28 protein-coding genes are annotated in these 23905 nt (G+C 60.0%); 24 read left to right on the top strand and 4 right to left on the bottom strand.

The features are described 5' to 3' along the window. Positions 1 to 112: 112 nt before the first annotated feature. From V8J85_RS15945 to recO, 13 genes are all read left to right on the top strand, one after another. Complete coding sequence (locus V8J85_RS15945; protein WP_339954757.1) at positions 113 to 2272, top strand: RelA/SpoT family protein; 2160 nt, start codon at positions 113 to 115, stop codon at positions 2270 to 2272. After that, the gene (locus V8J85_RS15940) at positions 2253 to 2891 is read left to right on the top strand and encodes a DUF2062 domain-containing protein (RefSeq protein WP_339954756.1); all 639 of its coding nucleotides are present in this window, start codon (positions 2253 to 2255) and stop codon (positions 2889 to 2891) included. The genes V8J85_RS15945 and V8J85_RS15940 overlap by 20 nt, the downstream gene beginning before the upstream one ends. Further along, on the top strand, positions 2881 to 3636 hold the full coding sequence (locus V8J85_RS15935) for a pyridoxine 5'-phosphate synthase (RefSeq protein WP_339954755.1): 756 nt from the start codon (positions 2881 to 2883) through the stop codon (positions 3634 to 3636). The genes V8J85_RS15940 and V8J85_RS15935 overlap by 11 nt, the downstream gene beginning before the upstream one ends. Continuing rightward, positions 3633 to 4259: a LysE family translocator gene (locus V8J85_RS15930; protein WP_339954754.1), complete on the top strand. Its 627-nt coding sequence runs from the start codon at positions 3633 to 3635 to the stop codon at positions 4257 to 4259. The genes V8J85_RS15935 and V8J85_RS15930 overlap by 4 nt, the downstream gene beginning before the upstream one ends. 176 nt (positions 4260 to 4435) lie before the next feature. Further along, a complete protein-coding gene (locus tag V8J85_RS15925) occupies positions 4436 to 4912 on the top strand; it encodes a hypothetical protein (RefSeq protein ID WP_339954753.1) in 477 nt (158 codons plus the stop codon). A 37-nt stretch (positions 4913 to 4949) separates the two neighbouring features. Continuing rightward, the gene (locus V8J85_RS15920) at positions 4950 to 5432 is read left to right on the top strand and encodes a nucleoside deaminase (protein WP_339954752.1); all 483 of its coding nucleotides are present in this window, start codon (positions 4950 to 4952) and stop codon (positions 5430 to 5432) included. Next, positions 5429 to 5737 (top strand): Dabb family protein, encoded by a 309-nt coding sequence (locus V8J85_RS15915; RefSeq protein ID WP_339954751.1) that lies wholly within the window; start codon positions 5429 to 5431, stop codon positions 5735 to 5737. Before V8J85_RS15920 ends, V8J85_RS15915 begins: the two co-directional genes overlap by 4 nt. Positions 5738 to 5846: 109 nt before the next feature. Further along, entirely contained in the window at positions 5847 to 6248 is a 402-nt protein-coding gene (gene acpS / locus V8J85_RS15910) for a holo-ACP synthase (RefSeq protein ID WP_339954891.1), read from the top strand. Between the two features lie 54 nt (positions 6249 to 6302). Continuing rightward, positions 6303 to 7139 carry a signal peptidase I gene (gene lepB / locus V8J85_RS15905; RefSeq protein ID WP_339954750.1) on the top strand — a complete coding sequence of 279 codons (837 nt, stop codon included), beginning with the start codon at positions 6303 to 6305 and terminating at the stop codon, positions 7137 to 7139. Next, positions 7136 to 7816 carry a ribonuclease III gene (gene rnc, locus V8J85_RS15900; protein ID WP_339954749.1) on the top strand — a complete coding sequence of 227 codons (681 nt, stop codon included), beginning with the start codon at positions 7136 to 7138 and terminating at the stop codon, positions 7814 to 7816. The genes lepB and rnc overlap by 4 nt, the downstream gene beginning before the upstream one ends. Then, positions 7813 to 8727, top strand: coding sequence for a GTPase Era (gene era, locus V8J85_RS15895; RefSeq protein WP_339954748.1), 915 nt, complete (start codon positions 7813 to 7815; stop codon positions 8725 to 8727). Before rnc ends, era begins: the two co-directional genes overlap by 4 nt. 42 nt (positions 8728 to 8769) lie before the next feature. Beyond that, complete coding sequence (locus tag V8J85_RS15890; RefSeq protein ID WP_339954747.1) at positions 8770 to 9096, top strand: DUF1491 family protein; 327 nt, start codon at positions 8770 to 8772, stop codon at positions 9094 to 9096. Positions 9097 to 9357: 261 nt separating this feature from the next. Next, the gene (recO, locus tag V8J85_RS15885; RefSeq protein ID WP_339954746.1) at positions 9358 to 10086 is read left to right on the top strand and encodes a DNA repair protein RecO; all 729 of its coding nucleotides are present in this window, start codon (positions 9358 to 9360) and stop codon (positions 10084 to 10086) included. Here recO and V8J85_RS15880 read toward each other — a convergent pair. Together V8J85_RS15880 and V8J85_RS15875 are read right to left on the bottom strand one after the other, a co-directional pair. Then, positions 10078 to 11103 (bottom strand): NAD-dependent epimerase/dehydratase family protein, encoded by a 1026-nt coding sequence (locus V8J85_RS15880; protein ID WP_339954745.1) that lies wholly within the window; start codon positions 11101 to 11103, stop codon positions 10078 to 10080. The genes recO and V8J85_RS15880 overlap by 9 nt on opposite strands. Positions 11104 to 11150: 47 nt before the next feature. After that, a complete protein-coding gene (locus V8J85_RS15875) occupies positions 11151 to 12836 on the bottom strand; it encodes an acyl-CoA dehydrogenase family protein (RefSeq protein ID WP_339954744.1) in 1686 nt (561 codons plus the stop codon). Positions 12837 to 12980: 144 nt separating this feature from the next. Between V8J85_RS15875 and V8J85_RS15870 the strand changes: the two genes are divergently transcribed. Next, the gene (locus V8J85_RS15870) at positions 12981 to 13751 is read left to right on the top strand and encodes a sulfite exporter TauE/SafE family protein (protein ID WP_339954743.1); all 771 of its coding nucleotides are present in this window, start codon (positions 12981 to 12983) and stop codon (positions 13749 to 13751) included. Between the two features lie 76 nt (positions 13752 to 13827). On the opposite strand, the gene V8J85_RS15865 is transcribed toward V8J85_RS15870, so the two are convergent. Together V8J85_RS15865 and V8J85_RS15860 are read right to left on the bottom strand one after the other, a co-directional pair. Continuing rightward, a complete protein-coding gene (locus V8J85_RS15865) occupies positions 13828 to 14367 on the bottom strand; it encodes a DUF3859 domain-containing protein (RefSeq protein WP_339954742.1) in 540 nt (179 codons plus the stop codon). A gap of 63 nt (positions 14368 to 14430) precedes the next feature. Continuing rightward, positions 14431 to 16029 carry a phosphoenolpyruvate carboxykinase gene (locus tag V8J85_RS15860; RefSeq protein WP_339954741.1) on the bottom strand — a complete coding sequence of 533 codons (1599 nt, stop codon included), beginning with the start codon at positions 16027 to 16029 and terminating at the stop codon, positions 14431 to 14433. Positions 16030 to 16323: 294 nt separating this feature from the next. Here V8J85_RS15860 and V8J85_RS15855 point away from each other — a divergent pair, with 294 nt between their 5' ends. From V8J85_RS15855 to V8J85_RS15810, 10 genes are all read left to right on the top strand, one after another. Next, positions 16324 to 17025: a response regulator transcription factor gene (locus V8J85_RS15855; protein WP_339954740.1), complete on the top strand. Its 702-nt coding sequence runs from the start codon at positions 16324 to 16326 to the stop codon at positions 17023 to 17025. A gap of 3 nt (positions 17026 to 17028) precedes the next feature. Further along, positions 17029 to 18762: a sensor histidine kinase gene (locus tag V8J85_RS15850; protein WP_339954739.1), complete on the top strand. Its 1734-nt coding sequence runs from the start codon at positions 17029 to 17031 to the stop codon at positions 18760 to 18762. Then, entirely contained in the window at positions 18728 to 19198 is a 471-nt protein-coding gene (locus V8J85_RS15845; protein ID WP_339954738.1) for an HPr kinase/phosphorylase, read from the top strand. The genes V8J85_RS15850 and V8J85_RS15845 overlap by 35 nt, the downstream gene beginning before the upstream one ends. Then, on the top strand, positions 19195 to 20112 hold the full coding sequence (gene rapZ, locus V8J85_RS15840) for an RNase adapter RapZ (RefSeq protein ID WP_339954737.1): 918 nt from the start codon (positions 19195 to 19197) through the stop codon (positions 20110 to 20112). The genes V8J85_RS15845 and rapZ overlap by 4 nt, the downstream gene beginning before the upstream one ends. Continuing rightward, positions 20109 to 20504, top strand: a complete 396-nt coding sequence (locus V8J85_RS15835; protein ID WP_339954736.1) for a PTS sugar transporter subunit IIA — start codon at positions 20109 to 20111, stop codon at positions 20502 to 20504. Before rapZ ends, V8J85_RS15835 begins: the two co-directional genes overlap by 4 nt. Further along, a complete protein-coding gene (locus tag V8J85_RS15830) occupies positions 20501 to 20770 on the top strand; it encodes an HPr family phosphocarrier protein (RefSeq protein WP_339954735.1) in 270 nt (89 codons plus the stop codon). Before V8J85_RS15835 ends, V8J85_RS15830 begins: the two co-directional genes overlap by 4 nt. Before the next feature lie 31 nt (positions 20771 to 20801). After that, positions 20802 to 21680: a lysophospholipid acyltransferase family protein gene (locus tag V8J85_RS15825; RefSeq protein WP_445285914.1), complete on the top strand. Its 879-nt coding sequence runs from the start codon at positions 20802 to 20804 to the stop codon at positions 21678 to 21680. A 293-nt stretch (positions 21681 to 21973) separates the two neighbouring features. Continuing rightward, on the top strand, positions 21974 to 22168 hold the full coding sequence (locus V8J85_RS15820; RefSeq protein WP_339954734.1) for a hypothetical protein: 195 nt from the start codon (positions 21974 to 21976) through the stop codon (positions 22166 to 22168). A 70-nt stretch (positions 22169 to 22238) separates the two neighbouring features. Then, entirely contained in the window at positions 22239 to 23114 is an 876-nt protein-coding gene (locus V8J85_RS15815; RefSeq protein WP_339954733.1) for a Tox-REase-5 domain-containing protein, read from the top strand. Further along, the gene (locus tag V8J85_RS15810; RefSeq protein ID WP_339954732.1) at positions 23114 to 23824 is read left to right on the top strand and encodes a hypothetical protein; all 711 of its coding nucleotides are present in this window, start codon (positions 23114 to 23116) and stop codon (positions 23822 to 23824) included. Before V8J85_RS15815 ends, V8J85_RS15810 begins: the two co-directional genes overlap by 1 nt. The last annotated feature ends 81 nt before the right edge of the window (positions 23825 to 23905 follow it).

Raw genomic sequence — 23905 nt, 5'->3', positions numbered from 1 at the left:
ACTGCGCTTTTCTCTCGTGATTGACTATCCTGGACCTGCACAGGCGGCCAAGCCCCGCCAACGTTTCCACCTCGGTCCGACGAAGGGCCCAATATGAAAGGCGCATGACCGGATGACGACTGCCGATGATCTGATCGCACTGGTCCGCACCTACAACCCGCGCCTGAACGAAGACCTCTTGCGTGATGCGCATGCTTTTGGCGCGCAGATGCACGAAGGGCAATTCCGACACTCGGGCGAACCCTATTTCACCCATCCCGTCGCCGTCGCCGAAATCCTTGCCGAGCAGCAAATGGATGACGCAACGCTGGTCACCGCCCTTTTGCACGACACGATCGAAGACACCAAGGCCTCTTTCACCGAGGTCGAAAAACGCTTCGGGCGCGAGATCGCGGAACTGGTCGATGGCGTCACCAAGCTGACCAACCTGCAACTGACCTCGACCCAGACAAAACAGGCCGAAAACTTCCGCAAACTGTTCATGGCGACCTCCCGCGACCTCCGCGTGACCCTCGTTAAACTCGCCGACCGCCTGCACAACATGCGCACGATCAAATCCATGCGCCCTGACAAACAGGCGCAAAAGGCACGCGAAACGATGGATATCTTTGCCCCCCTTGCAGGCCGGATGGGGATGCAATGGATGCGCGAGGAGTTGGAAGACCTGTCCTTCCGCGTCCTCAACCCCGAAGGCCGCAATTCGATCATCCGCCGTTTTATCACGCTCCAACGCGAGGCGGGGGACGTGGTCCAAAAGATCACCGCCGACATGCGGGTCGAACTGGAAAAGGCCAATATCGTGGCCGAGGTGCATGGCCGCGCCAAGAAACCCTATTCGATCTGGCGCAAGATGCAGGAAAAGGATCAGGGGTTCTCACGGTTATCCGACATCTACGGTTTCCGCATCATCACCGCGACCGAGGCCGATTGCTATCGCGCGCTGGGCGCCATCCATCAACGCTGGCGGGCGGTCCCCGGGCGGTTCAAGGATTACATCAGCCAACCCAAATCCAACGGCTACCGCTCGATCCACACCACCGTTTCGGGGCGCGACGGTAAACGGGTCGAGGTCCAGATCAGGACCCGCGAAATGCATGAGGTCGCCGAAACCGGGGTGGCGGCCCACTGGTCCTACAAAAACGGCGAACGTGTCGAAAACCGCTTTGCCGTCGATCCCGTCCACTGGATCTCGTCGCTGACCGAACGTCTGGAAGACGACCAGGACCACGACGAATTCCTCGAAGCGGTCAAGCTGGAAATGTATACCGACCAGGTCTTCTGCTTCACGCCCAAGGGCGACGTGATCAAGCTCCCTCGCGGGGCCACGCCTATCGATTTCGCCTACGCGATCCACACGCGGATCGGTTCGGCTTGCGTCGGGGCCAAGGTCGACGGGCTGCGCGTCCCCCTCTGGACCCGGCTCAAGAACGGGCAATCGGTCGACATCATCACCGCCGAGGGGCAAACCCCGCAGGCCACCTGGATCGACATCGCCGTCACCGGACGGGCCAAGGCGGCGATCCGGCGCAGCCTCAAGGAAGAAGACCGCGAGCGGTTCATCCGGTTGGGCCGCGAACTGGCGCGCGTGGCGTTCGAAAACGTCGGCAAAAAGGCGACGGATAAGGCTCTGCGCACCGCAGCCAAGGCCATGGCCATCGAAAACCTCCCCGAACTCTTGTCCCAACTCGGCAGCGCCGAGATCACCGGGCGCGAGGTCGTGCGCGCGATCTATCCCGAACTAAAAGAGCGTGACGCCGATGTGGTCGACGCCAAACGTGCCGTCGTCGGCCTCGGCCCCGACCAATACCAGCAACGCAGCCCCTGCTGCCAGCCCGTCCCCGGCGAACGGATCCTCGGCATCACGACACGGGGGCAGGGGGTCATGGTCCATGCCATCGATTGCGAAGCACTGGCCGATTTCGAAGACCAGCCCGACCGCTGGATCGACCTGCAATGGCATGAAGGCACGCACAGCCCCGTCAACACCGTCAGCTTCGATGCAACAATCACAAATGATTTCGGCGTGTTGGGACGAATCTGCACATTGATCGGCGAACAGAACGCCAATATCTCTGACCTGCGATTCATCGACCGGAAACCGGACTATTTTAGGTTACTGATCGACGTGGATTTGCGCGATGCCGAACATCTGCATCACGTGATCACCGCGCTCGAGGCGGAAACAAACGTGTCGACCATCGCGCGGCATCGGGACCCCGGTCTCGCCAGTACGGGAAGGAAGACGAGTTTTGGTGTTCAAACGCAGGGATAGACGACCGGTCTGGCAGATCGTTGCCAGCATCGTTTATCCTCGCGGCGGCTGGTCCCGCGCGGCACAATACGTCAAACACCGGATCCGGCGTCTGCCCGACACGCCCGAGAAAATCTCGCGCGGGATCGCGGCGGGCGTCTTTACCACCTTCACCCCGTTCTTCGGGCTGCATTTCCTCATCGCTGCGATCATCGCGCTGGTCATGCGCGGCAACATACTGGCCGCACTGCTGGCGACGTTCGTCGGCAATCCGCTCAGCTTCCCGGTGATCGGTTATGTCAGTCTGAATATCGGGACCTGGATGCTGGGGATGCCCCGGGCCGTCGTCTACAATCTCGGGCAGAAATTCGTGACGGCGGGCAATGATCTTTGGCATAACGTCAAAGCGATCTTCGGGCCGGGCAAGGCGGAATGGTCCGGTCTTAAAATCTTTTTCGACGACGTCTTCCTGCCCTATACGATCGGCGGTCTGATCCCGGGCCTGATCCTTGCCAGCTGTTCCTATTACCTTGCACTACCACTCATTTCCGCCCATCAAAAACGGCGTAAGAAAATCCTGCGGGCCAAGCTCGCGCAGCTTAAACAAAAGACGCCACCAGAGGTGCAGCATGACCAATGACTTACGGCTGGGTGTAAACATCGACCACGTGGCGACGGTACGCAATGCCCGCGGCGGGGCCGTTCCTGATCCCATCCGCGCCGCCGTCATGGCCGAGGAAGCGGGCGCCGACGGCATCACCGCCCATCTACGCGAAGACCGGCGGCACATCTCGGATGCCGATATCGAAGGGCTGATGGAAGCGCTCAACGGCCCACTGAATTTCGAAATGGCCGCGACCGAGGAAATGCAGAAAATCGCCCTGCGCCACAAACCCCACGCCGTCTGCATCGTCCCAGAAAAGCGGGAAGAGCGGACGACCGAAGGCGGGCTCGAGGTCGCGCGCGAAGAAAACGCACTGGCCCACTACATCGCGCCCCTGCGCGACGCGGGCTGCCGGGTGTCGATCTTCATCGCCGCCGACCAGCGCCAGATCGAGGCCGCGCACCGGATCGGCGCCGAAGTGATCGAACTGCATACAGGCGCCTATTGCGACGCCCATGCCGAAAAGCGGTTCGCAGAACGCGATGAGGAACTGCGGAAACTCACCGACATGGCCGCATTCGCCCATGACCTCGGGCTCGAAGTCCACGCAGGCCACGGCCTGACCTACGGCTGCGTCGGTCCGGTCGCCGCACTCCCACAGGTCAAGGAACTCAACATCGGCCACTTCCTGATCGGAGAGTCGATCTTCCGCGGCCTCGGCCCTGCGATTGCCGAGATGCGGCGGATCATGGACGCAGCCCGCGCCGGGGAAGCTGCGTGAGCGGCTTCGAACTCGCCGCGCTCTGGTTCGCCTGGGCGCTCGCGGGGGCCAGCCCCGGCCCCGCGACATTGGGCATCGCCAGCACGTCAATGGCGCATGGCAGACGGTCCGGACTTCTCTTTGCGCTGGGCATTCTGACAGGCGGCGCAACCTGGGGCATCGCCGCCGCGCTTGGCATGAGCGCGCTGATGATGGCCAATGCCTGGGTGTTCGAGGTGCTGCGCTATGTCGGTGCAGCTTACCTGATATATCTCGCGGCCAAATCGCTCCACTCGGCCATGTCCGACAAACCGGGCCTCACCGGAAAGGCACGATCCGGCACGCCTTGGCGCATCTACACCAAGGGTGTTCTTGTCCATCTGACCAATCCCAAGGCGATCCTCAGCTGGGGTGCGATCTATGCCATCGCGTTGCCGCCGGATGCCAGCGGCAGCGACCTCGCCTTCATGTTCTGCTTTCTCTATTCCGGTGGAGTGGTCGTGTTTATCAGCTATGCGTTCCTCTTTTCATCGCAAAAGGTGGTGCAGGGCTACACCCGCGCACGCCGCTCGTTTGAAGGCGCATTCGCACTGCTGTTCGGGGCAGCGGGTTTGAAAATTCTGACGACCCGCGTCGTGGCATGACGTTGACCATGCCGCGCGACCCGGATCGGCGCTGATCCGCACGTTGCAGGCATATTTAAGCCAAATCAGGCTAGAATACGCGATGCCCTGAAAGGAATTGGTGGCAGATTGCGACAAATCGCATAGTCGAAGGCGTCCGTTCACTCCGTAGCTATGCGACGTCTACAGGAACATCCATGACCCATCCGACCCTCAGCTACACTTTCGAAATCGACGGCATCACATGCGGCAAAATGGACGTCTACCGCTCTGACGGATATCTCAGATCCGTGACCGATTTCGAAACGCCGGCGTTCGGGCATGTCGTTTCGGACTTCGCCTATTACCACAAAGATCGCCGCATCCATCGTGCACGCAAGGCACCCTTGGACTGGGTCGACTTTACAGACTTGTCTGACGACGCTTTTCCCGACTGCGCCTATCCGCTGTTGATCGCGCGGGCCCTGCGCCAAGACTTCGACTACCTCTGCATTGATTTGGAGGGCCAACGGCAGCCCGCCCACCACAGAATGGCCCGCAGCGACGATGTGGTCATCGAAACGCGCGATGGGCAGGTGCTGCGACGCTTCGGGCTAAATGACGGCATACCTGTGCACATCGATTGGGGCGGCGCGGTATCGAGCTTAATCGCGCCCTCAGCCGCATCGAAATGACTTTCTAAGCCATGCCGCCCAAGCTATCGTCCGCCCGATGAATACCGGCAACCTCACCCCGACAGACCTCGAACGCCAGGCCATGCGCGCGGTGACAGACCACGCCCGCCAGCTGGCGGAAGAAGGCCACGACATCATCTTCACCGCCGCCATCGTCAAGGACGGCAGGATTATCGCTCAGGCACGCAACGAAGCGGCCGACACCAACGATGTCAGCCGTCATGCCGAGGTCGTGGCCATCGCCAGGGCCACCGATGCCCTTGCAACCCGCGACCTGTCCGGCGCAACGCTGATTACCTCCTGTCAACCGTGCGAGATGTGCCTTGCCACCATGCGCTGGGCTCGTATCGACAGGGTCATCTTCGCGGCACAACAGGAAAACACGAAACCGGAATTCTTCCGCTTTCCGGGTCTCAAGATCACCGACTACCACGCCGCCTGCGACGGGTGTTTTGACTGGCACGGCGGTCTGGACGAAGACCGGGTCGCGCATATCTATGCGCAGGAGGACGACGCATGATCCGACACATCGTCATGCTCGCGCTCCCCACCAACCACGACGCGGCAGAGCTACAGTCGGTCATGGGTGAACTGGCCGCGCTGGTGGATCACCTCCCCGGGTTGGAAGCGTTCGAACACGGCCCCAACCGCGACTATGAAGATAAATCGGGGCGTTATCCCTATGGTTTCATCGGCACGTTCACGGACGCGGACGCCCTGCGCATCTATGCCCATGACGCGCGCCACAGTGCGTTGGGCCAACGGCTGGTCGAGATATGCGGCGCGGACGGAATCATGGTGATCGATCTGGAGATTTCATCGTGATTTCGGACATCCAAACCTTAACCAAACCTTCATACGACCGAACGCCAGGGTCCGATGGAATTCCGATGGAATTCCGATGGAATTCCGATCGCGATTTTCGGGGCTTTTCATGATCCTCGGCGTCGGCACCGACCTCGCCAATATCGACCGGATCGCAGGGGTCCTCGACCGGTTCGGCGACCGCTTCCGCAACCGGGTTTTCACCGACATCGAACAGGCCAAGGCCGAGCGGCGGAAAGATATCGCAGGCACCTACGCCAAACGCTGGGCCGCGAAAGAGGCATGCTCCAAAGCGCTTGGCACCGGCCTTGCCATGGGCATCTCGTGGAAAGACATGTCGGTGACAAATATGCAATCAGGTCAACCGGTTATGCATGTCACCGGCTGGGCGAAAGAGCGGCTGGACAAGATGACACCACCGGGGCACGAGGCCATCATTCATGTGACTTTGACCGACGATCACCCATGGGCACAGGCCTTTGTCGTGATCGAGGCGCGGCCCGTCGCTTGACAGCGCAGCCCGGCCCCATCATGTAGCCCCAAACCGCGCAAAGGATCGTTGAAAATGGCCGAAAATCAAGGCTTCATCGGCAGTATCGTCGAGACCGTCAAGACCGTGTTCTGGGCCTTGGTCATCGCCGGCATCTTCAGAACACTGTTCTTCCAACCGTTCTGGATTCCATCCGGTTCGATGAAAGACACGCTGCTGATCGGCGATTTTTTGTTCGTGAATAAAATGGCTTACGGCTATTCCTACGCCTCATGCCCCGCGATCCGGATTGAGCGGATCGGCATCGATCTGGGCCCTGACGACTTTTGCGGCTGGTTCGAAGATCGCGATGGGCGGCTCTTCGGGTCCGAGCCCGAACGCGGCGATATCGTGGTCTTCCGCCACCCGGTCACGGGGCGCGATTTCATCAAGCGGCTGATCGGGTTGCCCGGTGACCGGATCCAGATGAAAGACGGCCTGCTCCATATCAACGATACGCCCGTCGAGATCGAAGATGCAGGTATCTTCGCCGAGGTCATGGCCCCCCAGGGCCCGCTGGGCCTGCGCCCGCAATGTGCCAATGGCGCGGTTGGTGAGGGCGCGACCTGCGAAAAGGAAAAGGCGATCGAGACGCTGCCCAATGGGGTCAGCCATTCCATCCTGAATATCGGAAGGCGTTCCGCCGACAATACCGGCGTCTTCACCGTCCCCGCCGACCAGTTCTTTTTCGTGGGTGACAACCGTGACAACTCCACCGACAGCCGCTTTCCGCAGGCCGCTGGTGGCGTCGGTTTCGTCGACCGCAAGGACCTTGTCGGGCGGGCAGACCGGGTGATGTTTTCATCCGCCGGACGGTCGATGCTGGCGTTTTGGACCTGGCGAAGTGACCGTTATTTCAAGGCGCTGGAGTGAAACTCTCTGCCGACCTTTCCGCCTTTGCGCAGCGGTTGGGGTATCGGTTCGAGACGCCCGAACTTCTCGTGCGCGCCGTGACCCATTCCTCGATGGCCAGCGTCCATCGCGACGATAACCAAAGGCTGGAGTTTCTGGGTGATCGGGTCCTGGGGCTGGTGATGTCCGAAGCCTTGTTCATGGCCGATCCAGTCGCTACCGAAGGTCTGCTTGCCCCGCGGTTCAACGCGCTGGTGCGCAAGGAAACCTGCGCCGATGTCGCCCGCCAGATCGATCTGGGCGCCGTCCTGAAACTCGGCCGGTCCGAGATGAAATCTGGCGGGCGCCGGAAAGAGGCGCTTTTGGCCGACGGGATGGAGGCAGTGATCGCGGCGGTCTATCTGGATGGCGGTTTCGATGCCGCGCGTCAAATCGTCTTGATCCTCTGGGGTGACCGTATCCACAACGTCGCCGAAGACGCACGCGACGCCAAAACCGCGCTGCAAGAATGGGCGCAGGCCCGCGGTGAGGTACCACCGCAATATATCGAGGTTGCCCGGACGGGCCCAGACCACCAGCCGATTTTCACCATCGAGGTCCGCTTGGCATCCGGCCCGTCCGAGCAAGCCACCGCCGGGTCGAAACGGCAGGCCGAACAGGCAGCAGCCACAGCCCTTTTGGAAAAGGTAAGCGCATGACCGAGACGACCAAAGCCGGTTTCGTGGCCTTGATTGGCGAACCGAATGCGGGGAAATCCACGCTGCTGAACCGCATGGTGGGCGCGAAGGTGTCCATCGTGACGCACAAGGTGCAGACCACCCGCGCCCGTATCCGCGGGGTCGCGATGGCGGGCAATGCGCAACTGATCTTTATCGATACGCCGGGGCTGTTCAAGCCACGCCGCCGGTTGGATCGGGCGATGGTGGCCGCAGCCTGGGGCGGGGCCGCGGATGCAGACGTCGTCGTGCTGATGATCGAGGCGCATCGCGGCATCACCGACGGTGTCCGCGCGATCCTCGAGACATTGGAAGGGCGGGCTGGCAAAAGCCCCGTGGCGCTGGCCATCAACAAAATCGACAAGGTAAAGTCAGAGGTCCTGCTGGCGCTGACACAAGAGATGAACGCGGCGTTTGCTTTCGCCGAGACGTTCATGATTTCTGCAGAACGGGGTCATGGCTGTGACACGCTACGGGATTGGTTGGTCACCCAAGTACCGGAAGGGCCATATCTTTATCCCGAAGATCAGATCGCCGATCTGCCGATGCGGATGATCGCGGCTGAAATGACGCGCGAGAAACTGACCCTCCGCCTGCATCAGGAATTGCCGTACGAGCTGACGGTCGAGACCGAAAACTGGGAAGAACGCGATGACGGATCGGCCCGGATCGATCAGCTGATCTATGTCGCGCGCGACGGACATAAGGGGATCGTGCTGGGCAAAGGCGGGGAAACGGTCAAGGCCGTCAGCCGCGCCGCGCGGCTGGAGCTCGAGGAGTTTCTGGGCCGCAAGGTCCATCTGTTCGTGAAGGTGAAAGTGCGGCCCAACTGGCTGGAGGAAAGCGAGCGTTATTCGGAAATGGGGCTCGATTTCAAGGACGGGAATGCTTGATCCCGGTGGAGGTCCCGGATCAGGTCCGGGACGGCGTTGCGCATGCGGCTGACGGCTGAAATCTGGGTATCCGCCTATCTGACACGCCTGCGTCTCGCCGATATCCCGGCTTTCGTGGTCAAACGCGGTGACGGGACCGCCGGTGCGGTGCTGGTGAAACTGAACACGCTGGATGGGCAGGCCTGTTGTTATCAGCGCAGCTTTGATCTGATGACGGGTGAGCGGCAATGGGTAGTGCTGACAGAGGGGGATGAGGGCGACGTGGATGCCTCAATCGCCAAGCAACGCAGTTTTGACCCCGATCTCTGGGTGATCGAGGTGGAGGACAGGGCCGGACGGCATCTTTTGGATGAACCGGGGCTTGAATAGATTTGATGCCTCCGGCGGGAGTATTTGGGGCAAGATGATAAGCACCTTGCCCCGATGATAAACTTTCGCTCATCACCTCGCACGGCCATCGGCTCTCCAGCCTGTACCGTGACATGATATTCGCGCGGCTTGGTTAAATTTGTCTTATCATTTCGCCAAAAATACTCCCGCCGGAGGCATCCAAGCGTTCCACAAGTGCAGCCGCTTGCATATTGAAGCGTCGACCTTGAAGTTGCACGGCATGGTGAGGGTGATCCGAGCATGATCGAATGGACCGACGAAGGGGCGCTGCTCGCCGCCCGGCCCTTAGGTGAGTCGTCGGTGATCATCGAGGTGTTCAGCGCCTCCCATGGCCGCCACGCGGGCGTCGTGCGCGGTGGCACCAGCCGCAAGATCGCCCCGCATCTGCAGCCCGGTGCGCAGCTTTCCGTCACATGGAAGGCGCGGCTGGACGATCATCTCGGGTCGTTCACGGTCGAACCCCTGCGCAGCCGGGCCGCAGCTGCGATGGGGGATCGCCTGTCGCTTGCCGGGCTGAACGCGGTTTGCGCCTTGCTGGCACACGTGCTGCCCGAGCGAGAGGCCCACCCGGCGCTTTACGATCGGACCATTGGTTTGTTGGACTTGCTGGGCCAGACCGACATCTGGCCGCTCGCCTATCTGCGGTGGGAACAGGCGCTTTTGGAAGAGATGGGCTTTGGGTTGGACCTGTCCGCTTGCGCGGTGCGCGGTGTCAATGAAGAGCTGATTTATGTGTCCCCGAAGTCCGGTCGTGCCGTCAGCCGGGACGGGGCAGGCGAATGGTCCGACCGTATGCTGCCCTTGCCTCCGGTTCTCGCCGGGCAGGGTGAGGCTGATAACGCGCAGATCGCAGTGGCACTGGGCACCACGGGGTATTTCATCGCCCAGCGTCTTATTCCAAGCCTTGGTGACCGTCCGATGCCACCCGCCCGCCAGCGTCTTTTGGATGCGATCGCGCGCTTAGACTAGATCTTCGTCGATCAGATAGGTCGCGGTGTCGACCACGGCCTCTGGCACAGGCCGCATGGGTCGCCCAAGTGTCGCCGCGGCGCGCGCATTGTCCATGGCTTGCCGCTTGCCGAGATCAGGCACGATGGACCGGACCGCGGGATCGAAAATCCCCAGAAGCCGGACAAAGAAATTCGGTGCGACCCGCGTGACGACCTTGCGGTTCGGATAGGCGGCCTTGATCGCCTTCGCCATATCCACGAACCACATGAACCGGTCCACAATCATGATCCGCTGGCCGTGTGTCTCGGGCTTGTCGATCACCGTCACATGCGTCTCTGCAACATCGCGTACATCCACGCAGGTGAACCCGAATTGCGGCACCATGGGATCCTTGGCGCGCAGGATACGGGCGATGACTTCGACCGAAGTGCCGAATGTCTTGTCCAGCGGTGCGCCGACCACAAAGCCGGGATTGATCATCGTCACCTTCAGTTCGGGGTACTCCTTGGCATAGTCCCACACGGCGCGCTCAGCGAGCGTCTTGGACTTGCCGTAGGGGTTGACCCTGTCGTCGGTTGTATCGGTCCAGTTGTTTTCGTCATAGGCCGTTTGTCCTGTGGATAGCGCACAACCGCTGATCGCCGCTGTTGAGGACGTCATGACAATGCGTTTCACACCCGCGTTATGCGCCGCTTTGACCGCACGCAACGCGCCATCGACAGCGGGGCGTATCACATCATCCGCGTCCTTGGGCTGAACGAGCGGAAAGGGAGAGGCGGTGTGCATCAGGATATCCACGCCAGCCATCGCCTCGTCCCAGCCGTCATCCCTGGACAGGTCAAGGGCGACGCAGGTCAGGCGCGTGTCCAGATCGGTCGTGCCGTTCAGATGCGGGCGAACCGCGTCGGCCACTTCGGCAGCGCGACTTATGCTGCGCACAGTCCCGCGCACGTCATATCCTGCGTTGAGCAGCTGCAACGCAATGTGCTTGGCGATGTAACCTGTCGCGCCGGTCAGCAGAACGGTTTGTGGCATCGGGGTTCCTGTCTAAACGCATCAGTTCAGATAGGAGGGTCGCGGGCTCAGTCCAGTAACCGTCGCGCAATCACCTGCGCCTGAATCTCGGCGGCCCCTTCAAAGATGTTCAGGATGCGCGCGTCACAAAGGATTCGGCTGATCTTGTATTCAAGCGCGAAACCGTTCCCGCCGTGGATTTGCAAAGCGTTGTCCGCACAGGCCCATGCCACGCGGGCGCCCAGCAGTTTGGCCATCCCGGCCTCAAGATCACAGCGCCGGTCGTTATCTTTCTCTGCCGCGCTGAAATACGTCAGTTGCCGCGCCACCATGATCTCGACCGCCATCATGGCCAGCTTGTTGGCCACACGGGGGAAGTTGATGAGCGCCTTGCCGAATTGCTTGCGGTCCTCGGCATAGCGCATCCCTTCGTCCAGCGCCGATTGCGCGACGCCAATGGCGCGGGCGGCGGTCTGGATGCGCGCGCTCTCAAAGGTTTGCATCAGCTGCTTGAAACCCTGGCCCTCGGTCTCGCCCAGCAGGTTCTCACCCTTCACTTTGAAATCGTCAAAGTTCAGCGTGTATTCCTTCATCCCGCGATAGCCGAGCACCTCGATCTCGCCGCCAGAAATACCCGGATCCTGCCAAGGTTCTTCATCCGTACCGGGCGTCTTTTCGGCAAGGAACATGGACAGACCCTTGTAATTGTCCGTGTCCGGGATCGTCCGGGCCAGTACCGTCATCACATGGGTGCGGGCGGCATGGGTGATCCATGTCTTATTGCCGTTGATGATCCAGTCATCGCCGTCTTTCCGGGCTTTCGTGCGTAGCGACCCGAGGTCGGACCCGGTGTTGGGCTCGGTAAACACCGCTGTCGGCAGGATTTCAGCGCTGGCCAGACCGGGCAGCCACTTTTCCTTCTGCGCTTCCGTGCCGCCGCAGAGGATTAGTTCGGCGGCGATTTCGCTGCGTGTGCCCAAAGACCCCACGCCGATATATCCGCGCGACAGTTCTTCGGACACGACACACATGGATGCCTTGGACAGGCCGAAACCGCCATATTCTTCCGGAATCGTCAGGCCGAACACGCCCAGTTCGGCCATCTCGTCGATGACCTCCATCGGGATCAATTCGTCCTTCAGGTGCCATTCATGCGCATAAGGCTCCACCTTTTCGACGCTGAAGCGACGGAATTGTTCGCGGATCATCTCAAGCTCTTCATCAAGACCCGACGCACCGATGGTGATATTCGCCGCCTGTTCGCGCATCAGTTCGACCAGTCGTGTCCGCGCGGCCTGCGTATTGCCCGACTGGGTCAGCGTCATGACGGCAGGGGCCATCAGGTCGCGCATATCGTCCTGCGAAAGGCCGATATCCTGCAAACGCACGATTTCGGTCTGGTTCATCTGGATGCCACCATAGATCTGCCAGAGATATTCGCCAAAGGCGATTTGGTGGATCAGTTGCTCGACCTCGCCGAATTGGCCATTCGCATCCAACTTGGTCGCCCAATCCTGCATCTGGTGTAGCGATTGCGCATAGGTCGCGAGCCAGGCAAAGCCATGGGCCGCTGTCTGGTGTTCCTCAATCAAAGCGCCCGACACACGACCATCGGCGGTCACCGTCCCGCGCACAGACTCTTTTGCCTTGGCCAGCACCGCATCGACGGCGGGCAGCGACGCCCCGGTCAGGGTCAACAAATCCGCCAAAAGCGGCTTATGCGTCATCGGCATGTCCTGACCATCATGGGGCATTGGGTGACTCCTTTTTTTGCAGGTGCAGAGATATCGACTTTGCAGTTGCAGCGCAATAATAATTCAACGAAATGACGCATGGTGAATAAAAGTGTCGCAACCAATTTAGAGTGCAGGGCACGCTTTCCCAAGATATGAAAAGATATGACCGACATTTTCAGCATTGTTTCACCGAGTTTATTCGTTTTTGCCTGCGTGGTCACCCTGATTGGAGGATTCGTGAAAGGGGCGGTCGGTTTCGCCATGCCGCTTGTGATGATCTCGGGCATGGGCATCCTGATCGCGCCGGATATCGTCGTGGCCGGAATCGTCATTCCCATCCTGATCAGCAACGGGCTGCAGGTCGCGCGCGCGGGGCTGGGTAAGGCGCGGGAGGCCGTGGCCGAACACTGGCGATATATCTGCATCGTCTGCATCATAATTCTGATCGCCGCGCAATTCGTGCGCATGATCCCGGCGGATGCGATGTTCATCGTGCTGGGCGTGCCCGTTGTCGGGCTGTGCGCGATCCAGTTGGCCGGTTGGCGACCGCGGATCAGCCCGACCTGGCGAACGCCCTTCGAATGGACCGCCGGGCTGATGTCAGGGACCCTTGGCGGGTTGGCGGGCACATGGGGGCCGCCGACCGTGCTGTATCTACTGGCGCTCGAGACGCCGCGCGAACGGCAGATGGCGGTGCAGGGTGTGATCTATGGGTTGGGCTCGGTGATGCTGTTTCTGGGTCATCTGCGGTCCGGGATTTTGAACGCCGAGACATGGGTTTTCTCGGCGTCACTCGTGATTCCGGCGCTGTTGGGCATGTGGCTGGGGTTCAAACTCGGGGACCGGTTCGATCAGGATCGGTTCCGGCAGGTCACGTTGCTGGTGTTGATCGTGGCCGGGATCAACCTGATCCGGCGGGGGGTGATGGGGTAACATAGCCCCGGACGTGATCCGGGGCCTCAATCTTGGCGAAGAGATCCCCGATCACGTCCGGGACTGCGTTGTACTATTATGAGAGCAGTGCCTCGTACCCACACACACTGGCCAATTCAGGCACCTGTGAAGGTGGGACCACTTCAAAAGATGTCGTATAAAGGACCTCGCCCTTGTGCATCGCCGTCATCCGCCATGTGCCGATCAGCAATTCGTAGTCATAATCGAATTGATAGAAGGTCAGCGATGGGTCCGCGCCGCTGATGGATGTCAGGAAATTCTGGCTTTCCACTGCGCCATCACCCATCGGCGGATGGGTGACCACCATGGTCACGTTATCAAGGCCAAACGCGCTTTCGGACAGGGATTTCGCGCCAAAGCCGATACCAAGGACGGCTGGAACACGGTGCGAGTTCGACACGAAAGGTGGTTCATCCCCGATCACATTTGTCGTGCCGGCGACAGTGCCGGGCGCCGGGCGGGTCCCGACGGGTTCCGGCGGGCAGATGATGCCTGTCTCGATGCTCGCGATTTCGGGCGAGAGTTTGGTGTTTGGGGCGGCAACCACGATGGTTGCGACCAGGGCGAACGGTATGGCGTTTAGGGCATGTCTCATACGCTTCACCCTAGCGAACCCGGTGCCGAGGCGTAAGGTGGGTTTGAACCCACCCTAGCTGTTTCAGCCGATCGCAGCCGCTTTCACGTCATCGTCGATGAAAGGGACGTACTTTTCGAAATTGTCGCTGAACATCGTGACCAGCTTCTCTGCCTGCGCGTCATAGGCGGCTTTGTCCGCCCATGTGTCACGTGGGTTCAGCAGACCATCGTCGACACCGTCGACCGATATCGGAACCTCGAATCCGAAATGCGCATCCTTGCGGAACGTGCTTTCGATCAGCGTGCCGTCCAGCGCGGCGGACAACAGCGCGCGCGTCGCCTTGATCGGCATCCGCGAGCCTACGCCATATGCTCCGCCGGTCCAGCCGGTATTCACCAGCCAGCAGGTCGCACCGTGGCTGGCGATCTTGGTCCGCAACAGGTTGCCGTAGACTTCGGGCCTGCGCGGCATGAAGGGTGCGCCGAAACAGGTGCTGAAGGTCGGCTGCGGTTCCGTTACCCCACGCTCTGTCCCAGCGACCTTGGCGGTGAATCCGGACAAGAAGTGATACATGGCCTGGGCTGGCGTCAATCGCGCGATCGGGGGTAGGACGCCGAACGCATCGCAGGTCAGCATGATGATGTTCTTGGGGTGCCCACCCAGCGCAGTATCCGAAGCGTTCGAGATATAGTTCAGCGGATAGGCGCAGCGCATGTTGGCGGTCAGGCTGTCATCATCGAAATCCAGCTCCAGCGTATCGGGATCGTATACCATGTTCTCGATCACCGTATGCGGCATGGAGCAGGTGGCGTAAATCTCCGGCTCGGCCTCGGGGTCGAGCCCGATGGTTTTGGCATAGCAGCCACCTTCGAAATTGAACGTGCCCCGGTCGGACCAGCCATGTTCGTCGTCACCGATCAATGTGCGGGTCGGATCAGCGGACAGGGTCGTCTTGCCCGTACCGGACAGGCCGAAGAACACTGCCGTGTCGACCGGATTGCCCGGCGCGTGGTTGGCCGAGCAGTGCATCGGCATGATGCCTTTCTCGGGCAGCAGGTAGTTCAGCAGGGTAAAGACCGACTTCTTGTTCTCCCCCGCATATTCGGTGCCCGCGATCAGGATCAGCTTTTTGTCGAAATTCAGCGTGATCACCGTATCGGACCGGCAGCCATGCCGTTCCGGGTCGGCCTTGAAGCTGGGGCAGTTGATGATGGTGAAATCGGGAACAAAGGTTTCAAGCTCTGACGCATCGGGACGGCGCAGCATGTGACGGATGAACAGGCCGTGCCACGTCAGTTCGGTGATGACCCGCACATCCAGGCGATGGGCCGGATCGGCGCCGCCGAACAGATCCTGCACGTTGTAGGTGCCGCCCTGCATATGGGCGAGCATATCGGCGTAAAGCGTGTCAAACTTGGCGGTCTCCATCGGCGGGTTGTTGTCCCACCAGATCGTGTCCTCGACCGACGGGGTGCGGACGACGAATTTGTCCTTCGGCGAACGACCCGTATGCTTGCCGGTGCTGACAAGGAACGTGCCGCCCTTGCCGTTTGCGCCTTCACCCGCGGCGACGGCGGCGTCCTGCAATTCGGCTGCGGAGCGGTTGTAATACACATAACCCAGCCCCGTGATGCCTTGATGCTCAAGTTTCATCTGTGGGTTGACCAAGCCTTGGTCCATGGGTTCGCTCCTTTATATGTTGGCGATCGTGATCGACCACAGGTTTCATTAACACCATGCTTTTGCGGCGGGATAGCCCGGATCGTCACAGTTAGCGCAACCAATTTGGTGTTAGCGCAACCAAATCCCGGCAGCGCATACGTTCGCCAAGCGGGCTGACCGGAATGACAAATTTGAACCAAAGGATAGATCAAATGCCGCGATGACGACTTTGGGATTGATTCGTCGCGACAAAACGATGAAAAGTTGGGAGAAACGGGCACAAAAGCAAAGTCATTTGGGGGAATTGATACTATGTCGAGAATTGCATTGGTTGACGATGATCGAAACATCCTCACTTCCGTGTCGATGACGCTCGAAGCCGAGGGGTTCGAGGTCGAAACATATAATGACGGTCAGGCCGCGCTGGAGGCTTTTAACAAACGGATGCCGGAACTGGCCGTGTTGGACATCAAAATGCCACGGATGGATGGTATGGATCTGCTGCAGCGCTTGCGGCAGAAAACGTCGATGCCCGTCATTTTCCTGACGTCCAAGGATGATGAGATCGACGAGGTGCTTGGCCTTCGCATGGGGGCCGACGACTATGTGAAAAAGCCGTTTTCGCAGCGCCTTTTGGTCGAACGCATCCGCGCATTGTTGCGCAGGCAGGATGCGATCGCCGGAGAGGAGATCGAAGAAACGGAAGATACGCAGATCATGGTGCGTGGGGAACTGGTAATGGACCCGCTACGCCATGCGGTAAAATGGAAAGGGCAGGATGTGTCGCTGACCGTGACCGAATTCCTGCTGCTTCAGGCGTTGGCCCAACGTCCCGGCTTCGTCAAAAGCCGCGATCAGCTGATGGACGTCGCCTATGATGATCAGGTTTATGTGGATGACCGAACGATTGACAGTCACATCAAGCGGCTGCGAAAGAAAATGCGGAATACCGATAACGAGTTTTCGGCGATCGAAACGCTGTACGGCATCGGATACCGCTACAACGAAGAGTAATCTATGACCGCAGCGCCGAAGGTCGACGTGCGCGATTTGCGCTCGGTTCGTGCGGCTGCGCGCGAACCCGATCTTCTTTTGGGTGACGATTGGATCGCCCCGGATCACCTCGACGACGATGCAGCCAGGACGGCGCGGCCCCGCGGTCTGCTGGGGCTACATGCCTCGCCGCTGGCCCGCAAGATCGTCACGTTCAATCTGATCGCCTTGATTTTGCTGATCGCGGGCGTGCTGTACCTGAACCCGTCCCGCGACAACCTTGCCTTTCAGCGCGCCAAAGGTGTCGTGAACGAGGCCCAGTTGATCGCCAACGTATTCGAAGCGCAGCTGCCGACCATCGCACCCGTCAACCTGGTCACTGCCGACGGGATCAATCCGACGGCCTTGCTGGCCGGTCTGAACCTGCGCGGCGGTGTAGAGGTTTCGGTATTTTCACCTGATGCCACGCTGGTGGCGCAGGCCACCGGCAGTCTGGCGACCAACGAGATCGCACAGCTGGTCCAGACGACCAGCGGCGCGTTCATCACCGATTTCTTCGCAGATGTCTGGTTCCGCGCATCGCGCTTTCTGCAACCCAACCAGGAATTCAAGACCGCGGAACAGCAGCTTTTCGAATTGGCGCAGGGCAATGTATCCGAGTCTACCGAGAAGGGTACGCTGCTCCGGGCATCCTATATCGGCGGGGTGACGACCTTTATCGTCACGACCCCGATCCGCCGTGGCGAAGAGGTGATCGGCGTGATCGCGGTAACGACCGCCGCGGGTGAGGTCGACAGCCTTGTCCGGCAAGAGCGTGAGTTGGTCCTGCGCCTGTTTCTTGTGGGGATTATGGTCAGTATCGGCCTGAGCCTCGTGCTGGCCTCGACGATCGCCAACCCTCTGGCCGATCTGGCTGCAGCCGCACAGTCCAGCCACGAAAAGAACGCGCGCCGCATGTCGCCGGTCAAGGTGCGTATCCCCGATCTGACGGCGCGGCCCGACGAAATCGGCCGCCTGTCCGGCGCATTGCGCAGCATGGTATCGGCCCTATACGAACGGATCGAAGGCAACGAACAATTTGCCGCCGACGTCGCGCATGAGATCAAGAACCCGCTCGCCTCGCTCCGCTCTGCCGTGGGCACGATGCGGGTGGCCAAGCGTGAGGACCAGCGCGAAAAGCTGCTCGAGGTTATCGAACATGACGTCAAACGGCTCGACCGGTTGGTCAGCGATATCTCGAATGCCTCGCGCCTCGATAGTGAATTGGTCAAGGAAGAAGAAGAAAGTTTCGACCTCTTGAAGATGCTGGGCAACATCATCGACTTCCTCGGCAAGGATGCCTCTCAACGCGGTATCGATTTCATTTCGGACATGCCGGAAGAGCCGATCATGGTCACCGGGCTCGAAGGGCGCCTGGCGCAGGTCTTCGTCAATCTGATCACCAATGCGATTTCATTCTGCGAAAGCGGTGATGCGATCCGGGTCTGGACACGGACGCGGCAGAATCGCGTGCTTGTCGTGGTCGAAGACACAGGTCCCGGCATTCCCGAAGAGGCGCTGACCAAGATTTTCCAGCGCTTCTACTCTGAACGGCCCGAAGGTCAGTTCGGCAACAACTCCGGCCTTGGCCTCGCGATTTCCAAGCAAATCATCGAGGCGCATGGCGGTGTGATCTGGGCTGAGAATATCCGCCCGACCGATGCAGACGCCACCTCGGAGCCACTTGGCGCCCGCTTCGTGGTCGGCCTGCCTGTCTGACGCCGCCGCAATGACCGAAGAGCAGACCGTGCATGCCACCTGCGTTGCATGGGATGACGCAGCCGTTCTGATCCAGGGCGCTGCCGGACGCGGAAAGTCGGCACTCGGTCTGTCTTTGATGGGTATGGGATGCACGCTTGTGGCGGATGACAGGGTGCTTCTGTTGCGTGAAGGGGGTGATCTGATCGCACGCGCGCCCGCAACCATTCGCGGCATAATTGAGGCGCGAGGCGTCGGCATTCTGCAGGCGGATTGCGTTGATCGGGCGCGGGTCGTACTTACCGTCGACCTTGATCACACCGAAACGCGGCGCCTACCGGAACGACGCCAAGTCATGCTCTTGAGAACGGAAATTCCCTTGATTCGCCACATTGAAGGTCCACATCTTGCCTCGTCGATCTTGCAGATTCTCAAGGCAGGATGGAGCCAGCGATGACAGATGATGCCAGCCATGACGTACATAAGCCGACCATCGTGCTGGTGACCGGCCCGTCCGGGGCTGGGCGTTCAACCGCGATCAACGCACTCGAAGACCTCGGGTACGAGGTCATCGACAACCTGCCGTTGTCTCTTCTACCCCGCCTGCTGGACGGACCACCCGTCAACCGGCCCTTGGCGTTGGGTGTCGATGTACGCAACCGGGATTTCGGCACCATCGCCTTGATTGAAATGATAGACAGGCTCGCCGCGCAGCCGGATCAGCGGGCGCAGGTCCTGTATCTGGACGCGGATGAAGAGGAACTCGTGCGGCGTTATTCCGAAACACGACGCCGGCACCCGCTTGCACCTGCCGGACCACCGATGGCTGGGATCGCGCGAGAGCGTGACCTGCTCGTGCCCATCCGCGCGCGGGCGGATGTGTTGATCGATACGACGGGGCTGTCTCCCCATGATCTGCGGGCCGAAATCGACCGCTGGTTCGCGACCGGCGAAGGGCGGGTGCTTGGCGTGACGATCCACTCCTTTTCCTACAAACACGGGCTGCCGCGGGGGCTTGATATCGTGATCGATTGCCGGTTCCTCAGGAATCCGCATTGGGAAGAGCGTCTGCGCGCATTGGACGGCAGGCACCCGGACGTAGACGCCTATGTCGCCGCGGATGAACGTTTCACTCCGTTCTTCGACCGGGTCAAATCACTGATCGACTTGCTGCTGCCCGCGCATAAGGACGAGGGCAAGGCGCATCTGTCGATCGGTTTCGGCTGCACCGGTGGGCAACACCGGTCGGTAGCCGTGACCGAACGCCTCGTTTCTGCACTTGCGAAGGACGGCTGGCCTGTGTCTAAACGACATCGGGAAATGGAACGGCGTGATGGCAAGGGGCCGTTGGACAAGGGACAAGGCGCGTGATTGGTATTGTGATTGTGGCCCATGGTGGGCTGGCCCGCGAATATCTTGCCGCTGTCGAACACGTCGTGGGCAAACAGCCCGGCATGCGCAGCATCGCCATCGAACCCGAAGACGACCGCGCTGCCAAGCAGACCGAAATCTGCAATGCCGCCGATGCAGTCGATCAGGGCAACGGGGTCGTGATCGTGACCGACATGTTCGGTGGATCACCATCCAATCTTTCGCTGTTGGCCTGCAATCCGGATAATCGGCGAATCCTCTACGGGGCGAACCTGCCCATGCTGATCAAGCTCGCGAAATCGCGCAAACGGTCCGTTCCGGATGCGGTGGATGCGGCCATCGCCGCCGCGCACAAATACATCAACTGCCATAATGGCGGACCCCCCGCATGAATACCCAAAGACTGAAGATCGAGAACATCAAGGGCCTGCACGCGCGCGCCTCGGCCAAATTGGTCGAGGTCGTCGAAGAACACGATGCCGATGCGACGATCTGCAAAGATGGCGAATGCACCAGCGGCGATAGCATAATGGGGCTTTTGATGTTGGCAGCTTCTATCGGAACCTATATTGACGTGACGACCAGTGGACCCCAGGCGGAAGAGCTGGCCACGGCGATCAAAGCGCTTGTCGCCGACAAGTTCGGGGAAGGTGACTGACGGTTTCGATATGGGGACGGGGAAAAGCGCAGTGTCGGAAACCACACGCCATATCGTGACACCTGTCGTGTCCGACGATGATCCGCCCAAGGTCTATGACCGCGGCAGCCTGACCTACTCCAATACCTTCGACAGCCCCGTTAAACGAACCATCATCCGCACGATCGAGTGGTGCACCGGTAAGGTGCAGATCGTCCGTATGATCCGCAAGTTCGAGCGGAAGGGTAAGTTTCGTGGCACCGCGTTCTGGCGTGCGGCGCTCGACGTGATGCGGATCGACCTTGTGACACCGCAGGAACAGCTTGATCGTATCCCGGCGGAAGGGCCCGTCGTTTTGGTCGCCAATCACCCGCACGGGATGGTCGACGGCATGATCCTCGCCGACCTGATCGGGCGGCGCCGCTCTGACTATCGCATCCTGACGCGGGCTTTCCTGACCGATATCGACGAAGAGGCGGGCAGTTTCATGATCCCCGTTCCCTTCCCGCACGAGCAAGACGCGCAGGCCAAGATGGTCGAAATGCGGCGTCAGGCCATGGCGCACCTGGCCGAAGGCGGGCTGATCGCGCTATTTCCCTCGGGTGTCGTGGCATCGTCCGACACGATGTTCGGCCCGGTGATCGAGGCCGAATGGAACATCTTCACGGCCAAGATGATCCGCAAATCCGGCGCCCGGGTCGTGCCGCTGTTCTTCCCCGGCGCCAATTCGCGCTGGTACCAGATCGCCAACCAGCTGTCCCCAACCCTCCGGCAAAGCCTTCTGCTCCACGAAATCGTCAAGGCCTGCGGGAAACCGCAGAAACCGGTCGTGGGCCGCGTGATGGAAGAGGGCGAAGTGGCTGAACGGATCAAGGAACCACGGGCATTCATGGCGTGGTTGAGGGAAAAGACGCTGGGGCTGGGGCGGTAAAGCAGTAGCGCATTGATCTCGGCAAAGTTGTACCGCTTCGGGCTTCTTCGCTTGAAAATGTCATTTTGAAACGGCAACTTGGTCGTGCAAATGATCTATGACCAACCACACCATTGACCTTCAAACTCACCCAACGCATGCGCGATGTCGGCAACGCGCCGTACGAAGCTGCCACCAACGCGCGCCTGGCCGCTGAAACTCGGGCGTTCCGCCCCGAATCCGTGTAGAACCTGACCGACAAACAACTCGTTTGGGTGATCGCGCGGTCCCGCAAAGCAGCGCGTAATTTCGGGGTGCGTGACTCCGCGACGGTTCGCCACTGGGTTTATGTCGAGGCATTGCTGACACCGGGGTTCTTCGCGCTGCCCGAGGCAGTCGCGCATTTCCGCGACACTTACGGCGACCCCGACACGAAGGCGCGCGACCTGATCCAGATGATCAAGGTGACGCTGCGCAGCAATGGCCGCGCGGCCGAGATTTGGTGGTAGAGCGATGTCGGACTGGATAGCGCAGGCATTCTGTACACCCACCGGACGCGCGTTGCAGGGACCAAACGGCTTGATCTACCCGATATATAGCTGCCCATGGTGGACGGCACCATTTCTTGAGGCCATGCCCGAAGACATCAACCTCCCGGAAATCGATATCCCCGGTATTGGCACCCCCGGTGACGACAACATCACCGACGACCCGGAAGAGGGGCAGATCGTCGGGCCCATCATCCCGCCAACCAGCGACACGACCGGTGTTGATACGGTGCCAGAGCCCGGCAGCCTCGCCAACGAAGCGGGTGAGCCATTGCCGCCTCCTGATTTGCCCACGGTGCATACCGACGTAACTGAAAAGATCCGCGCGGATCGGCAGCCTGACGAATGCGTCGAAGACTGCGACCAATGCCCACCACGGATCGAAGGGGTCGTGGACTGGCGCACCTATATCTCAAGCGGCGTGAATGAGACGAATAGCGGCGATTACATGTGGGCGGGTTACCAGGCCTATATCTGCGGCCTCCCGAATGATCCGGCGAACGGGCGGATCAAGGAATTCATCTACCTGACCGATGACCGTGGCCAGCCTTATCCATGGGACGGGTTCGAAAGCGGGTCGTGCACGCTGATTGAGTGTAAATATGGGTATGACACAGGGCTGACGGATGGCTTCAAATCCGTTATCGGTTCCGATGGACAGGAAGATGCGCGCATGGAAACCGTCGTTGATCCAGAACGCAAATTCGTAGTTGATATGACCTTCGAAGCCCTGATCCGACAGGCGCGCCGACAGCTGCGGTACATATCCGGTGTTGAGGAGGCGAAACTTCTCTGGGTTTTCTCTAGTTTTTATACGCAAGACTACTTTTTCTGGAATGGTGGAGGTGGTGTTGGCGTCGCTCCAAAGTTTCGGACCTTTTACATACCTTGGTCAGGAAGGGGGTGATGACATACATCGAACTCAATGCTTTTTTTCAGTATCGCCCCATGCAATTCGATGACGGTGTGTCGGAATTCTTCGAACTACTAACACGGCTTCAGTCTTTACGGCCTCTCAGTCTGGGCTGGGAAGGCGATGGTCATGCACTCAGCACTGATCCTGACGGTTTGCGTTCGATCTTACGTGATGCGAACGACCCCGACGGGCCAGAAGGATCGTTTTCATTTGCGATGGCAGAAAACGCGCGGTCCTCAGATGGGCAAAGTCATGTTGCGGGTCAGTACCTCGCAACCCTTCGGTTCGATCGTGAAGAAGGTGAACTGAGCTTTCGATTGAAGATCGTTCCTCACTTGTCCTCCGCCACCCTCTTCCGAGACATCATCAAAATCCTCCACGACTGGTGGCCCCTCCAACACGTCCACGTTGACGATCCCTTCTACGCCAAATACGACCGCCCGCTGGACCCCACAAACCGCGCCGGGATCGGCTGGGCGGGTTGGGTGCCGTTTCAACTGACACCCGCACAAGTCCCCGAGGCGCAGATACTTGCCCCCCTTGGCAACGGCACATTCCTCGCCACGCAGGAAACCTACTGGGAGACGACCGACCGAGACGCCGTCAAACGTGCGCAAGACCTAGAAATCCGGCTCAACAACCTCGGCATGCTGCCAACGATGGAGGCGCTGCGGCAGGGGATATGGCCTGCAGCGCGCTGAATGCGATGCAGATTGACGCCGGGCCATTTTATAAGGAACAAAAACTAAACAATGATCGGCACCATACCGATCTTTGTCCTC

The sequence above is a fragment of the Yoonia sp. 2307UL14-13 genome (assembly GCF_037572755.1).
Taxonomy (GTDB): domain Bacteria; phylum Pseudomonadota; class Alphaproteobacteria; order Rhodobacterales; family Rhodobacteraceae; genus Yoonia.
Note: the sequence above shows the minus strand (reverse complement) of the source record. Positions and strands in the feature narration are given on the sequence as shown.